A 19,060-nucleotide genomic window follows, 5' to 3' on the forward strand; every position below is an offset into this window, starting at 1 on the left:
GTTGTGTATGTGGGTTTTGTGGGTTTTATTTTTATCGGAGATTTGGCTTACGAAAACGGGCCGGTTTAGCGGGAAATTTGGCGAAACGTCCTATCAGTAGCAGTGGATAGCTCTGACTTCTTTCTCTCACAAACCGCTGCAAAGTCCCTCGCCTGATCACACAGCGCGAGGGAACGCCGATGTCTTTTTCGATTACTGCTCTGCCCGATGGGGCTGCCTCTTGAATTCCGCCATAGGCAGGTTGGCCCTGGCTCCCATGGATGTGGAGACGAAGGACGTCGAAGCGGTCTTTCGTAACTTCAGGCAGTGCCTTAACACCTTTGACGATTGGGCTGAGAGCTTCTGGAGCTTTTCGGCGCTGGAAGTCGAGCAAGTGTTCAAGGTCGGGGATGAGGTGGCGCTGATCGCACCTGTTTCCTCGAAAGCCCCAAGTACCACGGTTGCAATGTGCAAATCGAACGGCGCACTCACCTTGGTGCATATGTTTGAGAGCAGGCGGTTTGTGCCGATCGGCAACACGCCGGTCATGCTCCAGGCCATCGCCGAGGACGGCAGTCCGATCGGTCCTCCTATCCATAAAACCATCGGCCCCAGCGGCATTCTCGAAGTCACCGACTGCACCCGCGACCAGCAGTATCAGGTCAGTTTTTATCCCAATGTTTCCAACGATCACGTCAAGACGCTCTACGCCTCCTATCAGTCGGTAATCAGCTCGCTGGAAAGCAGCTTGCGCAGCGAATGGACGAACACGTTCGAAGCGCAGTGGAACCATTATTCAAATGCCAGCCCCCTCGACCGTCGCAAGTTGATGGACGCAGCGTTTGTGCGAGGGATTGCGAACACGCTGTACAGCCTTTGGGACGGAATTCCCAACCTGTACAACTTGCTGGCGGACATCAAACCCAATAGCGAAAAGTTGCTGCACTACATCTCCCAAGGCGAACTTGAAGAGCTGTTGAAGCTTAGCAATGAGGCCATTGCCAACGGTCTTTTGATACTGAGTGACGAACCGCTGTTGTTCATCTATTTGTCGGCGATGTTCAGTTGGGCGCAATTGCTTCCGCCGCCGGATATGAACGAGCTGCTGGGAGAAATAACGCTCGAGGTGCTGCTCAACCTGCTGTTGCTGTGGGCCACCGGCGGGATGGGTGTGGCGGTGCGCTTGGGGGCGCAGGTGCTGGGAAAGGTCAGGTCCGGCCGAGCGCGGGACTGGCTGGAGCAGATGGCCAAGTTGGGCGGCACCCTGCGGATGGATGGGCATGCCGAGGCGGTCAAGCCGATGTTGCTGGCAAGCCAGGCGGTACCGGCCAAGGCGGCGGCGGTGCCGTTGAAAGCCGGACAGCATGAAGTGCCAAATCCGATGCCGCTGGCCAGGGATAAGAGGCAGCCGACGACCGCGTTGGTCAGGCAAGACCCTGTCGACGATGTGCCCTCCTCCGCCAAGAACCCCGGCGGCGATGCGGCCGCTCCCGCAGACAAGACCGCAACCAATGGCTGCCCGGTGTCGATGGTTACCGGCGAGGAACTGCTGACCCTCACGGATGGCTCGTTGGAGGGTGTGCTGCCGTTTGCCTGGACGCGGTTGTATCGCAGCAGTGCGGTGGAAGTGGATTGCGGGTTGGGGCTTGGCTGGAGTCATGCGCTGGCTCAGCGGTTGGTGGTTAGCGGTGAAACGGTGGTCTGGACCGATCACGAAAACCGCAGCACTACGTTTCCCCTGCCCTCTGCTACGCGGCCAGCCATCACCAATAGCCTGGCGGAAGCCGCGATTTATCTGGGCGCTTTGCCTGATGAATTGGTACTGGCTCAAACCTCCCTTTTCTATCACTTCCGCGACGGTGTGCTGACGTCGATCAGCGACGCGTATGACAACCGGCTGCTTATTTCCCGTGACTATTCCGGGCGGATTCAGCGGATTGATAACCACGTCGGCCAGGGATTGCTGCTGCGTTATGACCGCGGGCACATCGTTGCGGTCGACTATCAGGTACAGCGGGAGCTGGACTGGATTACCGAGCAGAACGTTGTTTCCTACAAGTATGACGACGCTTGGCGGTTGGTTGAGGCGACCAACGCTGTCGGCGAAAGCGAGCGTTATCGGTACGACGATCAGCAGGTGATCCTGGAACGGCAACTGGCCGGTGGGGCGAGTTTCTTCTGGGAGTGGGAACGGTCCGGCAAGGCGGCGCGATGCGTCCGGCATTGGGCCAGCTTTTCCCAGATGGACACGCGGTATGTATGGGATGACAACGGCACGGTCACCGTGCACAACGCCGATGGCAGCCAGGAAGTCTACGTCCACGACCAGCGCGCACGGCTGGTGCAGCGAATTGATCCGGACGGCGCCGAGCACTTCAAATCCTACGATGACAAAGGCCGGCTGACGGTCGAGCAGGATCCACTCGGGGCGGTGACGGCGTATCAATACGATGAAGCCGGTCGGTTGATTGCGCTGTTTCCCGGTGACGATGCGCCCACGTCCTACGAGCATGACAATGGTTTCGTCCGAGTCGTACGCCGTGGCGATGCCGTCTGGAAATACCAGCGTAACGATCAAGGCGATATCACCCGCAAGACCGATCCGGACGGCAACTACACCGAATACACCTACACCAAACACGGAAAACTCTCCGGCGTCTGGCACCCGGATAACAGCAGCCAGCGATTTATCTGGAACGAACGTGGCCAGCTTATCGAAGAGAAGCTGGCGAATGGCGGTGTGCGGCGTTATCGCTATGACGATCTGGGACGGCAGGTGGCTTGCGAGGATGAGCACGGTGCACTGACCCAGTATCAGTGGGACGCCGCAGGTCGCTTGCTGAAAGTGATTCAGCCGGGCGGCGCCACTCGCGAATTCAGCTACAACCCGTACGGAAAAATCACCGCCGAGCGCGACGAACTGGGCCGCGTCACCCGCTACGAATATGCGGACGGCCTGCACCTGATCAGCCGCCGCATCAACCCCGACGGCACACAGCTCAAATACCGCTACAACAATGTCCGGTTGCTACTGACCGAGATTGAAAACGAAGTCGGCGAAACCTATCGGCTCGACTACCACGCCAACGGCCTGATCCAGCAGGAAACCGGCTTTGATGGACGCCGCACGGCTTACGTTTACGACCTCGCCGGCCATCTGCTGGAAAAGACCGAATACGGTGACGATGGCAGCCAGCTGGTTACCGGTTATCAGCGAGACAGCGCCGGTCGCCTGGTAAGAAAAACCCTGCCCGACCGCAGCATTGTCGATTACACCTACGACCGCCTCGGCAATCTCCTCAGTGTCGACGACGGCCACTGGCCGCTGCACTACGAATACGACCTGCAAAACCGCCTCACCGCCGAACACCAAGGCTGGGGCACCCTGCGCTACCGCTACGACGAATGCGGCCAACTCAACCACCTGCGACTGCCCGACAACAACCGCCTGGCCTTCCATCACGACAAAGGCGGCGACCTCGCCACCATCGAACTGAATGGCAACCCGCTCACCTCGCACCTGTTCAAATCCGGCCGCGAACACCAACGCCAACAGGGCCAACTCCTCAGCCACTACCACTACGACGACCACGGCCGCCTGCACGCCCATGCCATCACCCAACAAGAACAACGCCACCAACGCCGCCAATACGACTACGACCAACGCGGCAACCTGACCCGCATCCTCGATACCCGCAAAGGCCAGCACGACTACCACTACGACCCACTCGACCGCCTGACCCGCGCCAACCACTCGCACGACCTGCAAGAACGCTTCTTCCACGACCCGGCGGGCAACCTGCTGATGCAAGACCGCGTAGGGCCGAGTGTGATCAAAGGCAACCGCCTGCTGATGCAAGGCGATCGTCATTACGACTACGACGCCTTCGGCAATCTCCTACGCGAGCGTCGGGGCCGTGCCCAGCAGTTGGTCACCGAATACCGCTACGACTGCCAACACCGCCTGACCAGCGTCACCCAACCCGACGGCACCCACGCCAGCTACCGCTACGACCCGTTTGGCCGCCGTATCGCCAAAACCCTAAATGGCCAGACCACCGAGTTTTTCTGGCAAGGCGACACGCTGATCGCCGAACACAGCGCCGATCACCACCAAAGCTACCTCTACGAACCCAACAGCTTCCGCCCGTTAGCGCTGCTGAAAGGCTACGGCCCGGAAGCAGCAGAACCCTTCCACTACCAACTCGACCACCTCGGCACCCCACAAGAACTCACCGCGCCCGATGGCGAAATCGTCTGGTCCGCCCACTACCGCGCCTACGGCCAAATCGCGAAACTGGACGTCAATACCGTCACCAACCCACTGCGCTTCCAGGGCCAATACTTCGACCCGGAAAGCGGGCTGCACTACAACCGCCATCGCTACTACAATCCGGACGTTGGCCGCTATCTGACGCCTGATCCCGTGAAGCTCGCGGGTGGGCTGAACGGATACCAGTACGTGCCCAACCCTACGGGGTGGGTGGATCCGTTAGGATTGAGCGCCAATTGCCCACCCGGAGGACGAAGTAACCCGAACTGCGGTGTTCCGGTTGAACCCGACGCTCCTGAGGTCTCTCGCAAAGGAGCTTTCAGACAAGCAAAAAGAGCTGCCAAGATACCGATGCGCCAAGACCCAGACATGGTAGTGGACCCAAGGACTGGAGCTGTAAAACAATATGAAATAGTAAAAATGACAGACAAAAATGGTGAAAGTATTTTGAATGACGCGGGCAAACCGATAAAGACCAGGGTATATAAATATACAAAGAGCGATGGTTCTGAAGTACTGATTCAAGACCATTCTGCCGGGCACCGATTCGGCAGCAAAGGCGGAACAGGTGACCAAGGCGCACATTTCAACTTACGACCCATAGAAAAACCAAGGAACGGTAACGTACCCGGCGCGAAGGAACATTACTTTTTCAAGGAGAAAAAATGAAATATTGGAATGAATTAGATGAAAGCATATTTTTCTGTAAGCTTTTTAGTCACCCAATCGAAATTGGCCGAATTTCTCTTTTTTCATTACAAATAGAGAACGATCAGCCCTCGCTAGGGCTGGGATTTGACATACCGGAATTCCCAGATAACTTACCAGAGAAATGGCAAAACAAAGGGTTCAACACTTGCAGACTCGGGCTTACCTGCTCGAACATCAGCGATTTGAAAATCACCAACATCCCAACCAAAGAATTTTTTTCCGCAACTATCGCGGAAGAAAACGGAATTCTTATATTCCAAGCCGCCGCAAAAAAATCCTCAATCGAATTCAAAGCACAATTCATATCTCTGAATGGTCCTTCGGTTTACATAAACGGCCCTGAGGATGATAAATTTTTAGCTAATCCCAAACACACCTAATTTGGATTATCCAATTTACGTAAAGATCGGCCACATTTCCTGAGAACAAATACTCGCCCCCCTTAACTGAAGAAAATGTGATCATAAAAAAACCAATATATATTCAGAGAATCACGGCTTGCAGGTGAATTGACGTGAGTTTTCACTGACTCTCCAAGAAAAAGACAAAACACAAATTGATTTACTTAACTCGTTATTCAAAACTGAGAATTTGGATGGGGACGATTTACCGAGCTTATGCCCCACAAACTACTTCCTAAGCCCTTGATTTTTGAGGGCCACCTTACGTTCTATCACCAAGAGGGCTTTTAGTTTATACAGCGCAAGCCTCACTCTATTCCGGCAATCGCTCCCCTCAACTCCACGCCACCACCAACAACCCCGCCCCCAACACCAAACACAACGGCGAGTAAAAAAACGTATCCAGCCGCGCAAACCGCGACCCACCGACCTTCTTGAAAAAACCCACCAGCTCCGAATCCCCAATCGCCCGGGCGAACATCACCAGCGCTACCGCACTGATCCCCCATTGCAACGCATGGTTGGACACCGGCTCGAAATACAGCCCGGCCCGCAAACACACCAGCACCGCAATCGCCACCAATCCCACTCCCACCAGCAACGTGCCCAGCGCCGAGGGCTTGAACGCCGGGCGTGGCCCGCTGGCGAATTCACCCGGCAGCTGCGGAATCGCCGCGGCAACCCCCAATTTGCCACCGGCCGCCCAGTACAAATGCACCAGGCTGATAAAGCCAAACACCCCGACGATCCATCGCGCGACTAAAAAGCTCATGGCTGGATATCCTTGGAAAAGTCCGAAAGAGGATAGACCTCTTGAGATTTTTTGCAGGCAATTCGTCGGCGGCTGATGGTAAAGTGCCGCCCCATGAAACTCGCCCGTACCGACCGCTCGCTCATTGCCTGGATGCTCTATTGCTGCGTCCTGTTCAATGTGTTCGCCTGCAGCATCGGCCACGGGCAAATGGTCGGGATGCAGCTCAACGGCATCGGCGGCCAGTTCTGTACGGTGGACCCGCGCACCCAGGCGCCAGCGCCTTACAAATCCACCGATGAATCCCTGCCCACGCTCTCGAAAGCCTTCGGTTGCCCGCTGTGCTCAACCGGCGGCATGGGCCCGGCGCTCAGCTCCAGCCTCAACATAGTCGTCCTGCCACAACCCCATGCACCGCCGCCGGCCATCGTTGCCAGCGCCGACATTCCTGCCCGCTTCACCTGGCCTGCGGCCAATCCGCGCGCCCCACCCGCCTTCGCCTGATCCCTGCGCTTTTTTGATTGGCACGTGTTGCCGTCTCCCTCGGGAGTACGGGCGGCTGTGCGTTGTTTTCAAGCCATGTTTTTCAGGATTCAACCATGAAACATTTACCCCTTTTGGCGGGCCTGTTCGGCTGCCTGCCTGTCAGCACCTGGGCGATTGAGCTGGCACCCACCACCATTGATGGCGAGCAGACCGGCGAACCCGGCCTGGCCCTGGACCAATCCAGCGGCATGGCCTCGCGCCTGGGGCTGAGCGTGCGGGAAACCCCGGCGTCCATCGCCATTGCCAACCGCAACGACATCGAGCGCCGAGGCGCCAAAACCTTCCAGGACGCGGCCAATAGCCTGCCCGGGGTCAACGCCAGCGCGCCGCCGGGGTTTGGCGGTTTTATTTCTTATCGCGGGTTTACCAGTAGCCAGATCACCCAGATGTTCAATGGCGTTGCTGTCGCCGGCGGCCTAGCCCGCCCGGTGGACGCGTGGATTTATGACCGGGTCGAACTGGTGGGTGGCCCCTCCTCCCTGATCAACGGCGCCGGTTCCGTCGGTGGCTCGCTGAATTACGTGACCAAGCTGGCGACCCGTGAGGAACAGGCCGCCGAAGGCCAACTCACGTATGGCAGCTACGACACCGCCGGCATGGCCTTCGGTCTGAACCACGCACTGACCGAGCCGGGCGCCGAGGTGCAGCATTACGCGCGCCTGGACGTGAGCCGCAACACCAACCACACCTACATTGATCGTCAGCAGCGCGATGCCTGGAGCGTGGCGTTTTCCCTGTTGAGTGATTTCACGCCGAACCTGTCCCACACCCTGGCGCTGGAATACCAGGACGAGCACGAAGACAGCCCCTATTGGGGCACGCCGGTGCTCAACCCGAAGTCGGGGGAGTTGAAGATCGACAAGCACAACCGCTTCAACAACTACAACGTGGCGGACGGCCGTTATGAGCAGCGCACGATCTGGGTGCGCTCGATCATCGATTACCGGATCAACGACAGCACCACCCTGAAAAACACCCTCTACCACCTCGACAGCCAGCGCGACTATCGCAACCTGGAAACCTACCAGTACAACGCCGATAACAGCGCCGTGAATCGCTCGACGGCCTATCAGGTGCGGCATCAGGGCGAGCAGAACGGCAACCAGTTCGAGCTGCTCCATGAAGACACGTTTTTTGGCTTGAGCACTACGTGGTCGGGCGGTTTTGAGTACAAGGTCAACAGCACCACGAACAACCCGCTTAACGTGCCAGGCAACAGTACGGTGGACCCGAACCACTATGATCCCGGGCATTTCTATGACATCCCCGGCACGAAGCCCGGCTTCGACCCGGACAAAACCAACGCGGTGACCACCCAAGCGCTGTTCGTCGAAAACCGCCTGGGCCTGACCGACAAACTGTCGTTGCTCACCGGCCTGCGCTACGACGCGATTGACCTTGAGGTCACCAACCACCGGGCCATCACCGCCAGCAATCCCCGGCACGTCAAACGCAGCTGGGAGCCGGTCACCGGACGCATCGGCCTGACGTATCAGTTCATTCCCCAAGCCAATGTCTATGTGCAATACAGCACCGCCGCCGAACAGCCGAGCAGCACCACCCAGGTGTTCGATGTCTCCACCGGCAAGCAATGGGAAGTGGGCAGCAAGTTCGACTACCTGGACGGCCGAGGTTCGGCCACCGTCGCTGCCTATAAAATCGAGCGCAAGGACTTCGCCGTGACCGACCCACTGGACCCGACCAACAGCATCCCGGTGGGCGCGCAGTCGTCCAAGGGGATCGAGTTGGCCAGTTCGTTGCGGGTTACCCCCCGGCTATTGGTGGAAGGCAACTACGCCTGGGTCGATGCCGAGTACGAAGACTTCAACGAGAAAATCGCCAGCGGGGCCGTGGTGTCGCGCAAGGGCAATACGCCGACCAATGTGCCCAGGCAAGTGGGCAATCTGTGGCTGACCTATGACTTTGCCGAGGATTGGCAAGGGGGCGTGGATGCGCGGTATGTAGCGTCGGTGTATGCCGATAACGCCAACACCCTGACGGTGCCGGCGTATACCTTGTTCGGGACGTTCTTGACCTACAAGGTGGATCAACACACCTCTGTGACCGGCCGGGTGCGCAACCTGACGAATGAGGTGTATGCGGAGTTTGCCCACGTATCGCCGGCGTATTACCTCGGGTCGCCGAGGACGTTTGAGCTGGCGGTGCAGACGAAATTCTAAGACTGGAACAGGGTCCATGTGGGAGCCGGGCTTGCCCGCGATGCCGGCAACTCGGTCTGGCAGTCAAACCGAGGTGCCGGCATCGCAGGCAAGCCAGCTCCCACAGTTAGTCGGTGCCCGTCATGTCTATTGAGGGGTTACTTAAGGCTGGCTTCCACCTTCTGCGCCACATCTTCAGTCAACCACGCCTTCCAGATTTGCGGATGATCCTTGAGGAATGCCTGGGCGACTTCACGTGGCTGGCTGTGCTTCTCGCTCATCTCGGCCAGTGCCTTGTTCAACGGTTCGATGGGAAAGTCGACCTTGGCAAAGAACTCGGCGATCTGCGGGTACTCCTTCTGGAACGGCGTGGACACACCGATGCTCAGCTTGGAAGCCAGTGAACGGGTGGGCTTCGGATCAGGATTGTCCGCATCCGTCAGGGTCTTCCAGGCCTCGGCATCAAACGGCGGTTCTTCCAGCTGGATCAGCTTGTAGCGCCCCATCAGCGGCGTCGGTGACCAGTAGTAGAACAGCACCGGTTTGCCCCGGCGGATCGACGAGGCAATCTCGGCGTCCAGCGCGGCACCCGAGCCACTGCGGAAGTTCACGTAGCTGTCGTCAAGCCCATACGCCTTGAGCTTTTGCTTGTTGACCACTTCCGAGGTCCAGCCAATCGGGCTGTTGAGGAACCGGCCCTTGCTCGGTGCTTCAGGGTCCTTGAACACGTCCTTGTAGCGCGCCAGGTCTTTCACGCTGCGCAGGTCCGGCGCCAGCGGCTTGATGCCTTTGGCCGGGTCGCCCTTGACCACGTATTCCGGCACCCACCAACCCTCGGTGGCGCCCTTGACGATATCCCCCAGGCCCGCCACTTTGCCTTCAGCCTCGGCCTTGACCCACACCGGGCTGCGGCCGGCCCATTCTTCGCCGATCACCTGGATGTCGTTCTTGGCCAGGGCGGTTTCCAGGGTGATGGTGGTGCCGGGCAACGTGTCGGTGGGCAGGTCATAGCCCTTTTCGACAATCACCCGCAGTACCTCGGTGATCAGGCTGCCACTTTCCCAATTCAGGTCCGCAAAGTGAATCGGCGCCTGGGCGGCCGACACCGGCAGCGAAGCCGCCGACAGACTCAGGGTCGTCAGCGAGGCTGCCAACAGTGCTCGAATTCCTTTCATGCTTTGCACCTCATGCCTACAGCAATAGCGAACGGCTTTGCTGTAACACCGCGAAGCCTCTAAGTACTTAAGTCAACTCAACTGTAGTAGAGGTTCCGGCGAACAGGGCATGACGCCGGGATTTACGGCGGATTGTTCAGGCGCTGCAGTTCGCGGCGCACCATGCTGGCGTACTCGGCTGGCTTGAGTTCATACAATTGGCCGGCGACCCAGTTCAACCAGGCGCCCTGCAACTCGGCCTTGCGGGCAAACAATTGTGCCGCCCTGGCCTGGGCATCGAGCACATGCTGCTCGTGGAACTGCGCCCTGCCCTGGCTCATTACTCGCTGGCCTTGAAGGTCACGAGTTCACCCTTGCGCCATTTGGCAGCCTTGCCGGTAACGGCCTTGAGGGTTTTGGTCAGGCCTTCCACCAGTTGCTCATTGGCGGCGAACACCAGCATCACGCTGTGGCCTTCCTTGAATACGATGCCCTGGCCTTCGGTCGAGGAAACAAAGGCGTAGTCGCCCAGGCCATACACCGTCAACTTGATATCGCGGAACTTCAGTTCGAACTTGCCACCTTCGCGACTGGGCAATACTGCCGCGCGGAAGTGATCACCCACCTTGAGTTCCAGCCGCGGCTTGTCGTCCACGACCAGAGCGGCTTCGGTATCGATCTCGGCGATGTAGATACCTTCAGGCGTCTGCTCAGTGATGTAGACGAAACGGGATTGAAACTGCTTGACCAACTTTGCGCGCAAATCACCCAGCACGAACAACGCGTGCATATCCAGATTACTGACTGCCAAGGAAACGCCCCCACATCAAAAGGGTGCTGTCCGCACACGCGGGCAGCACAAAAAAACGGCCGAAACGGCACGATCACACAACACATACACTGAAAAAACTGAAGAAGATCACGCTGCCAAGCCATAAGACTAGTACAGGCGTGCCCGACGCACCTTACGCAGGTCGCCAGGCGTTGCAGGAAATCACAGGTTCAACGGCCAGAGAATACCGGCCGACCCACTTCAGACAATAACCCTTTAAAAAATGCAGTTTTCCGACATCCCACACAGAAACTCATGCTTTGAATGGAACCGGACGCCGGATGCTGACGACAATACTAAAACAGCAACATGGGTCAAAACCACCCGAAATACTGCAAGCGAGTCCGCACGATCGATCAACAGGAGCTGATGATGCAACGACCTCAACCGATTGCCACCCACTCGAGCACAGGTTCATCTTTTCTGGATGACGGCCAATTCTACTCCCTATACACCCACGGCGGTTGCCTGCATTCGGCGCTCTATCGGGTAGTGCCCGCCGGAAGGAACTTCTTCCACATCCTTGAAGTGCCCAGCGGGCGGATCAAAGGCTTTCGCAGTGGCCATAGCCAGGCCTGCGAACTGGCCAGGCAACTGGAAGCGACCCTGTACGCCTCCCACCCTTGAACGTGAGCGCTGTCGTTTCGTCATCTGGTTGACTTTACTGCGCCGCCAGCGCGTAACAACTGCCATACTGGCCCGTCCATTGAGATTTGTCCCCTTGCGGTTCAGGTTTCACCAGCGCAATCACCTTCAAGGGAAGGCTATACGTGACGGAATTTGATATAGGCGAATTTTTCATCCATGGCGAAGCCAGGGAAGTAGACGGTGAATTCCAGGCCGTGATTGTGATGCGGGCCAAGCCCCCACTGACCACCGTGACCACCCACCAGGTAGAAAAGGACCGCTGGTTCAAAACCGTAGACGCCGCCAACACCGCCGCCAAGGATGCCGCCAAAGCCCTCAAGGCCGCCGTCGATGCAGGCGCACTGACCTCCTGAACCCCCGGCGCGACAATCCGATCGAACTCTGCCCCGCGACAACCCTCCCATGCATACGATGATCAGCCTGCATGGAGAACGATATGGACGCGCCGACGTACAACCTCAAAGACTTGTTTGAACAACTGGGCCTGGAATCGTCCCCGGAGGCAATTGATGCCTTCATCGGCGAACACACCCTGGCCAATGACGTAAAGCTGATCGACGCGGATTTCTGGTCGCCGCAACAAGCCCAATTCCTTAAGGATGAACTGCGTGAAGACGCGGTCTGGGCCATCGCGGTCGACGAACTGAACCAGCGGCTGCACCAGCCACGCTGATCCCTCAATGCAGGCTGTCTGATTGCTCCAGGCGCAACAACGCCTCCCAGGCAGCCCTGCACTCTTCAGCCTCATCGCGACTGGCGAACGCCGTGCCGCGTTGCTCGCCATTAAGCAACACCACCCAGCAGGCCTTGCGCCCCAGCGCACGCAGGGTCGGTGGGACGCCACTGCCATCATCACGGCGACATCGACTTTGGTTTGCATGAAACCTCTCCAGAAAATTAGTTAGCTGGCTAACAATGTTCGCCATGCTACGGATTTCCTCCAGTTGGAAAAAGCTATCTACGGAATAGCTCCCTTGCATAACCTGCAACAATCGCCCTCGATGCGTTAACGGCCCTCGGGTTTGTAGCCCAGGCGCAAGCCACCCCAATGCCTGCCCCTGACCGTGATCGGCACCGACAAGTCGTGCATCAACTCGCCGGTATCGCGGGTGTAGGTTTGCAACAACACCGCCTGCTGGTGGCTGCCACAGCGAATCCCGGTACGGTCTTCGAATTTGCGTTTGGTGCGGTTTTGTACCGCGTCCACCTGGGCATCGCCGGTTAATGTCTGGGAAAACACCCTGTTGTGGGTGGGCACATAACCCTGGGGCGTGCAGGCGATGGCAAACACCAGCCCCTCATGCCGGGGCAGCAAGGCTTCCTGGATGGCGGGCAGCACCTGGTCGGTGTAGCCATCGAAACGGGTGTGATACTTGCTGGGCTGAGTGTTGGGAATGGGGGTGTAACTACGGTCGAACAAGTCATCGAGGCTGATGCGGTTTTGCAGCACGTCGGCTTCAAACTGTGCCGCGATGCGGCTCGCCCCTTCGCGCGCCAGGTCATAGATGCGCTGGTGGTAGTCGTCCAGGCCGACTTCGGCCAAGCGTTCACTGATGGTTTCGGCCTGCCCTTCCATTTGCACGGCGGCGGCGGCCAGTTGTTGGGTCTGCTGGTCACTGACGGTCAAATCGCTGCGCATCTGCTCCACGGCATGGAACAGGCTGTCGAGCTGGGCGCGGTTGGTGTCGGTGCCCTGGGCGATTTCATTGACTTGCCCTTCCACATCCGCCGCCAGGGTGGCGATGCTGACCAACTGCTCACCGGCGTGCTCCACCTGCTCTACACCGGATTGCAAATCCGCTGACAATTGGCGGATCTGCTCCACCACCTGGGCCGTACGCTGCTGGATGTCCGCCACCATCACCCCGACTTCATCGGTGGCCGTGGCGGTTCGCCCGGCCAGCCCGCGCACTTCGTCGGCGACCACCGCAAACCCGCGACCATGCTCACCGGCCCGCGCCGCTTCAATCGCCGCGTTCAAGGCCAGCAGGTTGGTCTGGCTGGCGATCGACTGGATCACCAGGGTGACACGCTGGATTTCTTCGCTGCGCTGGCTCAAGGCCTCGATCAATTGGCGACTGTCATTGGCGCGCTGGCTGAGCTGGTGCATGCGGGTGATGGACTGGGCCAGCACCTCACGCCCTTCGGTGCTGCGCTGGTGAGCCTGGCTGGCAGCGCCGAGGGCCTGGCGGCTGAGGTGCGAGGTGACTTTCTCAGTGCCAATCATCACTTCGGCACTGCTGACGATCTGCCGGGCCGCGCCGAGTTGGGATTGCAGCCTGGCCGCCAGTTGCTTGACCGAATAGGCCACGCCCGCGGCAGACAATGCGTTATGGCTGGTGGTGTAAGACAGGTCGCGGGTCAGCTCGCCGATTGCATCGCTGGCTTCGGACGGTGCAACGCCTTGGGGGCGATGTTTCAGGCGGGGCAGCCAGATCAGCAGCAGGGCCACCGGCAGGCACAGGTAAATCGAGAGTTGGGCAAACGCCAGGCCCAGCAGCAACAGCACCAGGGCGGTGCTTTGCAGGAGCGGCGTCAACCAGCCGGGCACCTGTCGGGCCACCGTCGGGGGTGACACTGCTGCGCCCATGAGAGATCCGTCTCCAGCCATCTTCGTTACCCCACTGCTTGTCGTTATTGTCACTGCATTAAACGCCACTATCTAGCCATTATCCATGGGCCTTTAGTGGGGGGCTTGCAGCAGATCAATAGACAGGGGTAATACGGGCGAAATCTATGTAGGAGCCAGCTTGCTCGCGAAGAACCTGAGAACACCGTTGGGTATCAGGTTTCCCGCGTTATCGTTAACGACCTTCGCGAGCAAGCTCGCTCCTACACGGGCGGCATCAGGCTTGACGCTGGTGCTTGTCGATTTGCTCGTGGCGCTCTTGCGCTTCGATGCAGTACTTGGTGGTGGGGCTGATCAGCAGGCGCTTGAGGCCGATAGGCTCGCCGCTGTCATCGCACCAGCCGAAGGAATCTTCCTTGATACGGCCCAGGGCCTGCTCAAGTTGCGGCAGCATGCGCTGGTCGCGGTCGATAGCGTTCACCAGCCAGGTGCGCTCTTCTTCGACAGACGCCGCGTCAGCCGGATCAGCCGGGGTGTCCAGGCTTTCAATGGCGATGCGGTTCTGCTCGATGCGCTCGTGGTGTTCCACTTTCATGTCTTGCAACAACTGCTCAAAAAAAGCGTGCTGCTCGGCATTCATGTAGTCATCCGCCGGCATGGCCAGCAACTTTTCCTTTGTCATTGATTTCTCTATAAAAAATACGTGCATTAAGGCGAATAAGGGAGCGTTCCGGCCGACCTCTGCAGGTCTCGGAAAGGCGCCGTCCATTTCAAGCGCCACCCGGCACTCAATTTACGAGGGGCGGCAGTCTAAGGCCGACTTGAGGGCTCAGCAACTGAAATGACAGGCATTTTTTCCAAGATAACCCGCAAAGGCACCAGGACGGGCTCGGCGAACGGTCATCGGAGTGCGTTTATAGCAAGAAATTCAGTGTTGTGGAGCTATATAGAAGACAAACGGTTAAACCACTGTAGGAGCGAGCTTGCTCGCGAAGAACTTCAAGACACCGCGTTTCGTCAGGCTACGCGCGTTATCGTTGACGTTTTTCGCGAGCAAGCTCGCTCCTACAGGGAGTTAGCGCTTGAGCTTGCGCTTGTTGCGATACTGGTCGATCACCACCGCCACCACGATGATCAGGCCCTTGATGATGTCCTGGATGTACGCATCCACGCCGACGAAGGTAAACCCGCTGGCCATCACCCCGAGGATCAGCGCACCGATCACTGTGCCGGTGATGCGCCCTACCCCGCCTGCCAGGCTGGTACCGCCGATCACCGCGGCGGCAATCGCGTCCAGCTCGTACGACATGCCCATGCCCGCCTGCCCGGTGGCGGCCCGTGCCGAGGCCACCACGCCGGCCAACCCTGCCAGCAAGCCGGCGATGCTGTAGACGATGATCAGGTGACGCTTGACGTTGATCCCCGAGGTGCGCGCCGCCTGCATGTTGCCGCCGATGGCGTAGGTGTACTTGCCGTATTTGGTGTAGCGCAGCGCGATATGGAAGATCAGCGCCACCACCAGGAAGATCACCACCGGCATCGCGCCGTGGCCAATCGCCGTGTAGGAGTCCGAGAGCATGCTCACCGGCTGGCCTTCGGTGTAATAACGCGCCAGGCCACGGGCCGAAACCATCATGCCGAGGGTGGCAATAAACGGTGGAATCCCGGTGACGGCAATAATGCTGCCGTTGATGGCGCCCGCCAGCAGCCCCACACCCAGGCCCATCGCCACGGGTATCCACACCGGCAAGTCCGTCAGGGACGGAAACACCGCGCGGGAAAAGTCGGATGTCTGCGCCAGGCTGGCGGCGATCATTGCCGACAAGGCCAGTACCGAGCCCGAGGACAGATCGATCCCCGTGGTGATGATCACCTGGGTCACACCAATCGCCAGCAGGCCAATGATCGACACTTGCAGGATCATCAACACCAGGCGCTGGGAGTTCATCAGGAAGCTCTGGTCGCGCACGATCCAGCCGAACAACTCAAACACCAGGGCAATGCCAATCAGCACCAGCAGGATGCTCAGCTCGGTGGGCATGCGCCGACGCTGCTTGACCGGCGCCGTGGCAGGCTTTTTTTCCTCGGGTTTGCTTTCCAGTATCGCGTTCATAACCACTCACCTTTTTTTTATCGCATTGCGCCGGCCACAGCGGGCCGGCGCCGTCTGTTCGTTAGTGGACCGCCGTCATACCGGAAGCCAGTTGCATGACTTTTTCCTGGGTCGCCTCGCTGCGGTCCAGGGTGCCCATCAGCTCGCCTTCGTGCATCACCATCACCCGGTCGCTCATGCCCAGCACTTCCGGCAGCTCCGAGGAAATCATGATCACCGCCATGCCTTCGCTGGCGAGGTAGGAAATCAGCCGGTAGATCTCGGCCTTGGCGCCCACGTCGATACCGCGGGTGGGTTCGTCGAGGATCAGCAGCCGCGGGTTGGTCATCAGCCAGCGGGCCAACAGGGCTTTTTGCTGGTTGCCACCGGACAAGGTGTCGATGCACTGCTCCAGTGACGGGGTTTTCACCCGCAGCTTGGTGCACATGTCTTCACACAAGGCGCGCAGGGCTTTTTGCTGGATAAAGCCGTTGCCGGAGTAATGGGGCAGCACGGCCATTTCCATGTTTTCCAGCACCGACAGGCAGGGGAACAGACCACTGAGCTTGCGGTCTTCGGTCAGCAGCGCGAAGCCCTTCTCGATGGCCATGTGCGGGTCGGTGATGCGCAGGGTCTTGCCGTCCAGCTGGATCTCGCCGCCGGAACTTGGGGTGATGCCAAAAATGGTTTCGGCCACGTTGGTCCGCCCGGAGCCCATCAGCCCGGCGATGCCGAGAATCTCCCCGGCGTGCAGGTCAAACGACACGCCCTGGAACACGCCATCCAGGCGCAGGTCGCGCACCGACAGCAGCAGCTTGCCGATGGGCTTGTCCCGCACCGGGAACAGCTGGCTCAGCTCACGCCCCACCATCATCGAGATCAGGGTGTCGCTGTTCATGCTGTCGGCCCGCTGCAGGCCGATATAGGCGCCGTCGCGGAACACCGCCACTTCATCGGCGATGGCGAACACTTCGTTCATTTTATGGGTGATGTAGATGATGCCTTTGCCCTGGGCCTTGAGGTCACCAATGATCGAAAACAGGTGGGCCACTTCCTTGTCGGTAATGGCTGAGGTCGGTTCGTCCATGATCAGGATGTCGGAGTCATAGGACACCGCCTTGGCAATCTCGACCATCTGCCGTTCGGCGATGCTCAGGTTGCCGACGTGTTCTTCCGGGTCGAGGTTGATCCGCAGCCGCGCCAGCAATTGCGCGGTGCAGCGGTGCATTTCCCGGTGGTTGACCATGTGCAGGCCGTTGAGCTGTTCACGGCCGATCCAGATGTTCTCGGCGATGCTCATGTGGGGCATCAGGTTGAGTTCCTGGTGGATCATCGCGATCCCGGCCTTCTGCGCCGCCAACGGTGTTTCGAGTTTGATCGGCTTGCCACGCAAGCGGATTTCACCGGCGTCGGGTTGATAGATGCCGGCGATGATCTTCATCAGCGTCGACTTGCCCGCACCGTTCTCGCCCATCAGCGCCAGCACCGAGCCGGGGCGCACCCGCAGCTGCACATCGGCCAGGGCCACGACGCCGGGAAAGCCTTTGCTGATGTTGGAAATTTCCAGCAGGTAGGGTTCGTCCAGCCCGGTGGGCTGGGCGCCCGGCAGCGGGGCTTGCGAAGCAGTCGCTTGAGCAAACATATCGGGTACTCCGTCAGCAGGGCCGCCGTGGCTGCCCTGCCGGTTTATTGTTGTTATTAAGGACTACTTGAAGTCTTTGACGTTGTCCGGGGTGATCAGCTTGAACGGGATCACCACGTTCTGCTCGAAGTCCTCGTGTTTCGCCATCTTGCGGGCGGCTTCCACCGAACCCACGGCCTGGCCGTTGGCGTCCTGGAACACCGACACCGTCATCTCGCCCCGGGTGATTGCGTTCAATCCATCCGGCGTGCCATCAACCCCGCCGATCAATACGCTGCCCGGTTTGACGCCGGCGGTTTTCAAGGCCATGGCGGCCCCAATGGCCATTTCATCGTTGTTGGCGACCACGGCGTTGAACTCACGGCCCTGGGTCAACCAGTCGTTCACCAGGGTCATGCCCTTGTCGCGCAGCCAGATACCGGTCTGTTCCTGTTCGATCTTGATGCCCGGGTACTTGGCCAGGATTTCCTTTACACCGTCGGTGCGGTTGGTGGTCGAATTGTTGGCCAGGTCGCCGAGCAGAATCACGATCTTGCCCTTGCCGCCCATCTTGTCCGCCAGGTATTGCATTTGCAGGCGACCGGCTTCCTTGTCGTCGGAGACCACGGTGGCCACGCCTTTGGGCAGGTCCTTCTGGTCAGGACGGCGGTTGACGAAAACCAGCGGGATACCCGCATCGGTCGCAGCCTTGATCATTCTGCCGGTGGACGCTGTGTCCACCGGGTTGACCACAATGGCGTCGACCTTCTGGCTGATGAAGTTTTCCACCTGGCTGAGCTGCTTGACCACATCGGCGCGGGCATCTTCAAATTGCAGTTGCACGCCGTCACCCTTGGGATAGGACTTGGCTTGCTTGTCCATGTCCTCGCGCAGGTAGGTCAGCCAGGTGTCGTCGAATTGCGACATGCTGACGCCCACCTTGATGTCGGCGGCGCTCGCCACACCGCTGGCAAGCATGATGGACAGGGCCAGCGAGGCGAAACGGATCTTGGTCTTCATGAACGGTCTGTCTCCAATTTCTTGTTGGTTTTGTGGACGTTGCGTTTATCAGAGCGTGGATGCAGGCAGTCGAACGATCGGTGCCCCCGGAATACAGCACACCAGGGAACCCTTGTTTTCGACGCACAGGACATTCAGGAGGGAAAAGTAAAACGGCCGGGCGCGGGGCAGACCGCGTGGCGTGAGGGCAGGACGTAAAACTCGCAGTACAGCGTTAAAGATTTTCATCTGACGGTACCTGGTTGTTTTGATCTTGTTTTTGTCGAGTCGCCCGAATCGAGTCCGAACGTACTTTATGCAACCT

The 19,060-nt window shown here is 58.9% G+C and carries 16 protein-coding genes and 2 pseudogenes; 7 read left to right on the plus strand and 11 right to left on the minus strand.

Annotation, left to right across the window (positions count from 1 at the left end):
* Nucleotides 1-256 precede the first annotated feature (256 nt).
* Nucleotides 257-4,921, plus strand: coding sequence for an RHS repeat-associated core domain-containing protein (locus HX855_RS19090; protein WP_177088225.1), 4,665 nt, complete (start codon nucleotides 257-259; stop codon nucleotides 4,919-4,921).
* The gene (locus tag HX855_RS19095) at nucleotides 4,918-5,343 is read left to right on the plus strand and encodes an Imm50 family immunity protein (protein ID WP_177088227.1); all 426 of its coding nucleotides are present in this window, start codon (nucleotides 4,918-4,920) and stop codon (nucleotides 5,341-5,343) included. Before HX855_RS19090 ends, HX855_RS19095 begins: the two co-directional genes overlap by 4 nt.
* Before the next feature lie 355 nt (nucleotides 5,344-5,698).
* Here HX855_RS19095 and HX855_RS19100 read toward each other — a convergent pair whose 3' ends face one another.
* Nucleotides 5,699-6,136 (minus strand): DUF3995 domain-containing protein, encoded by a 438-nt coding sequence (locus HX855_RS19100; protein WP_169388104.1) that lies wholly within the window; start codon nucleotides 6,134-6,136, stop codon nucleotides 5,699-5,701.
* A gap of 93 nt (nucleotides 6,137-6,229) precedes the next feature.
* On the opposite strand from HX855_RS19100, the gene HX855_RS19105 reads away from it, so the two are divergent.
* Together HX855_RS19105 and HX855_RS19110 are read left to right on the plus strand one after the other, a co-directional pair.
* Nucleotides 6,230-6,619, plus strand: coding sequence for a DUF2946 domain-containing protein (locus HX855_RS19105; protein WP_177088229.1), 390 nt, complete (start codon nucleotides 6,230-6,232; stop codon nucleotides 6,617-6,619).
* Between the two features lie 95 nt (nucleotides 6,620-6,714).
* Complete coding sequence (locus HX855_RS19110) at nucleotides 6,715-8,841, plus strand: TonB-dependent siderophore receptor (RefSeq protein ID WP_177088231.1); 2,127 nt, start codon at nucleotides 6,715-6,717, stop codon at nucleotides 8,839-8,841.
* Nucleotides 8,842-8,978: 137 nt separating this feature from the next.
* On the opposite strand, the gene HX855_RS19115 is transcribed toward HX855_RS19110, so the two are convergent.
* The 3 genes from HX855_RS19115 to HX855_RS19125 all read right to left on the minus strand — a co-directional run bounded on the left by HX855_RS19115 (nucleotide 8,979) and on the right by HX855_RS19125 (nucleotide 10,764).
* A complete protein-coding gene (locus HX855_RS19115; RefSeq protein ID WP_177088233.1) occupies nucleotides 8,979-9,995 on the minus strand; it encodes an ABC transporter substrate-binding protein in 1,017 nt (338 codons plus the stop codon).
* A 122-nt stretch (nucleotides 9,996-10,117) separates the two neighbouring features.
* Nucleotides 10,118-10,315 (minus strand): hypothetical protein, encoded by a 198-nt coding sequence (locus HX855_RS19120; protein WP_177088236.1) that lies wholly within the window; start codon nucleotides 10,313-10,315, stop codon nucleotides 10,118-10,120.
* The gene (locus HX855_RS19125) at nucleotides 10,315-10,764 is read right to left on the minus strand and encodes a hypothetical protein (RefSeq protein ID WP_177088522.1); all 450 of its coding nucleotides are present in this window, start codon (nucleotides 10,762-10,764) and stop codon (nucleotides 10,315-10,317) included. Before HX855_RS19125 ends, HX855_RS19120 begins: the two co-directional genes overlap by 1 nt.
* A 414-nt stretch (nucleotides 10,765-11,178) precedes the next feature.
* Here HX855_RS19125 and HX855_RS19130 point away from each other — a divergent pair, with 414 nt between their 5' ends.
* The 3 genes from HX855_RS19130 (at nucleotide 11,179) to HX855_RS19140 (ending at nucleotide 12,127) form a co-directional block, all read left to right on the plus strand.
* Nucleotides 11,179-11,433 (plus strand): hypothetical protein, encoded by a 255-nt coding sequence (locus HX855_RS19130; RefSeq protein ID WP_177087998.1) that lies wholly within the window; start codon nucleotides 11,179-11,181, stop codon nucleotides 11,431-11,433.
* A gap of 143 nt (nucleotides 11,434-11,576) precedes the next feature.
* The gene (locus tag HX855_RS19135; RefSeq protein ID WP_177088237.1) at nucleotides 11,577-11,807 is read left to right on the plus strand and encodes a hypothetical protein; all 231 of its coding nucleotides are present in this window, start codon (nucleotides 11,577-11,579) and stop codon (nucleotides 11,805-11,807) included.
* An 83-nt stretch (nucleotides 11,808-11,890) separates the two neighbouring features.
* Nucleotides 11,891-12,127, plus strand: coding sequence for a DUF2789 domain-containing protein (locus tag HX855_RS19140; protein WP_177088239.1), 237 nt, complete (start codon nucleotides 11,891-11,893; stop codon nucleotides 12,125-12,127).
* 4 nt (nucleotides 12,128-12,131) lie between these two features.
* Here the strand turns inward: HX855_RS19140 and HX855_RS19145 are convergent.
* The 7 genes and pseudogenes from HX855_RS19145 to HX855_RS19170 form a co-directional block, all read right to left on the minus strand.
* Nucleotides 12,132-12,334, minus strand: a pseudogene (locus tag HX855_RS19145) (hypothetical protein).
* Between the two features lie 126 nt (nucleotides 12,335-12,460).
* Nucleotides 12,461-14,065: a methyl-accepting chemotaxis protein gene (locus HX855_RS19150; RefSeq protein WP_375140087.1), complete on the minus strand. Its 1,605-nt coding sequence runs from the start codon at nucleotides 14,063-14,065 to the stop codon at nucleotides 12,461-12,463.
* 235 nt (nucleotides 14,066-14,300) lie between these two features.
* Nucleotides 14,301-14,705, minus strand: a complete 405-nt coding sequence (locus HX855_RS19155; protein ID WP_010173153.1) for a TraR/DksA C4-type zinc finger protein — start codon at nucleotides 14,703-14,705, stop codon at nucleotides 14,301-14,303.
* A 285-nt stretch (nucleotides 14,706-14,990) separates the two neighbouring features.
* Nucleotides 14,991-15,080 (minus strand): annotated as a pseudogene (locus HX855_RS33405) (outer membrane lipoprotein carrier protein LolA); the annotation flags it as partial.
* A gap of 18 nt (nucleotides 15,081-15,098) precedes the next feature.
* Nucleotides 15,099-16,136 (minus strand): ABC transporter permease, encoded by a 1,038-nt coding sequence (locus HX855_RS19160; RefSeq protein ID WP_177088243.1) that lies wholly within the window; start codon nucleotides 16,134-16,136, stop codon nucleotides 15,099-15,101.
* 61 nt (nucleotides 16,137-16,197) lie between these two features.
* Nucleotides 16,198-17,757, minus strand: a complete 1,560-nt coding sequence (locus HX855_RS19165; protein WP_177088245.1) for a sugar ABC transporter ATP-binding protein — start codon at nucleotides 17,755-17,757, stop codon at nucleotides 16,198-16,200.
* A gap of 63 nt (nucleotides 17,758-17,820) precedes the next feature.
* Nucleotides 17,821-18,756, minus strand: a complete 936-nt coding sequence (locus HX855_RS19170) for a sugar ABC transporter substrate-binding protein (RefSeq protein WP_177088247.1) — start codon at nucleotides 18,754-18,756, stop codon at nucleotides 17,821-17,823.
* Nucleotides 18,757-19,060: the final 304 nt, after the last annotated feature.

Source organism: Pseudomonas sp. IPO3778 (assembly GCF_013386825.1).
In the GTDB taxonomy this organism is placed as follows: domain Bacteria; phylum Pseudomonadota; class Gammaproteobacteria; order Pseudomonadales; family Pseudomonadaceae; genus Aquipseudomonas.

Coding starts and splice junctions, on each gene's coding strand:
- HX855_RS19130 (WP_177087998.1), top strand. CDS start 11,179: ATGCAACGACCTCAACCGATTGCCACCCACTCGAGCACAGGTTCATCT.
- HX855_RS19170 (WP_177088247.1), bottom strand. CDS start 18,756: ATGAAGACCAAGATCCGTTTCGCCTCGCTGGCCCTGTCCATCATGCTT.
- HX855_RS19090 (WP_177088225.1), top strand. CDS start 257: ATGGATGTGGAGACGAAGGACGTCGAAGCGGTCTTTCGTAACTTCAGG.
- HX855_RS19150 (WP_375140087.1), bottom strand. CDS start 14,065: ATGGCTGGAGACGGATCTCTCATGGGCGCAGCAGTGTCACCCCCGACG.
- HX855_RS19160 (WP_177088243.1), bottom strand. CDS start 16,136: ATGAACGCGATACTGGAAAGCAAACCCGAGGAAAAAAAGCCTGCCACG.
- HX855_RS19110 (WP_177088231.1), top strand. CDS start 6,715: ATGAAACATTTACCCCTTTTGGCGGGCCTGTTCGGCTGCCTGCCTGTC.
- HX855_RS19095 (WP_177088227.1), top strand. CDS start 4,918: ATGAAATATTGGAATGAATTAGATGAAAGCATATTTTTCTGTAAGCTT.
- HX855_RS19100 (WP_169388104.1), bottom strand. CDS start 6,136: ATGAGCTTTTTAGTCGCGCGATGGATCGTCGGGGTGTTTGGCTTTATC.
- HX855_RS19115 (WP_177088233.1), bottom strand. CDS start 9,995: ATGAAAGGAATTCGAGCACTGTTGGCAGCCTCGCTGACGACCCTGAGT.
- HX855_RS19120 (WP_177088236.1), bottom strand. CDS start 10,315: ATGAGCCAGGGCAGGGCGCAGTTCCACGAGCAGCATGTGCTCGATGCC.
- HX855_RS19105 (WP_177088229.1), top strand. CDS start 6,230: ATGAAACTCGCCCGTACCGACCGCTCGCTCATTGCCTGGATGCTCTAT.
- HX855_RS19155 (WP_010173153.1), bottom strand. CDS start 14,705: ATGACAAAGGAAAAGTTGCTGGCCATGCCGGCGGATGACTACATGAAT.
- HX855_RS19165 (WP_177088245.1), bottom strand. CDS start 17,757: ATGTTTGCTCAAGCGACTGCTTCGCAAGCCCCGCTGCCGGGCGCCCAG.
- HX855_RS19140 (WP_177088239.1), top strand. CDS start 11,891: ATGGACGCGCCGACGTACAACCTCAAAGACTTGTTTGAACAACTGGGC.
- HX855_RS19125 (WP_177088522.1), bottom strand. CDS start 10,764: ATGCACGCGTTGTTCGTGCTGGGTGATTTGCGCGCAAAGTTGGTCAAG.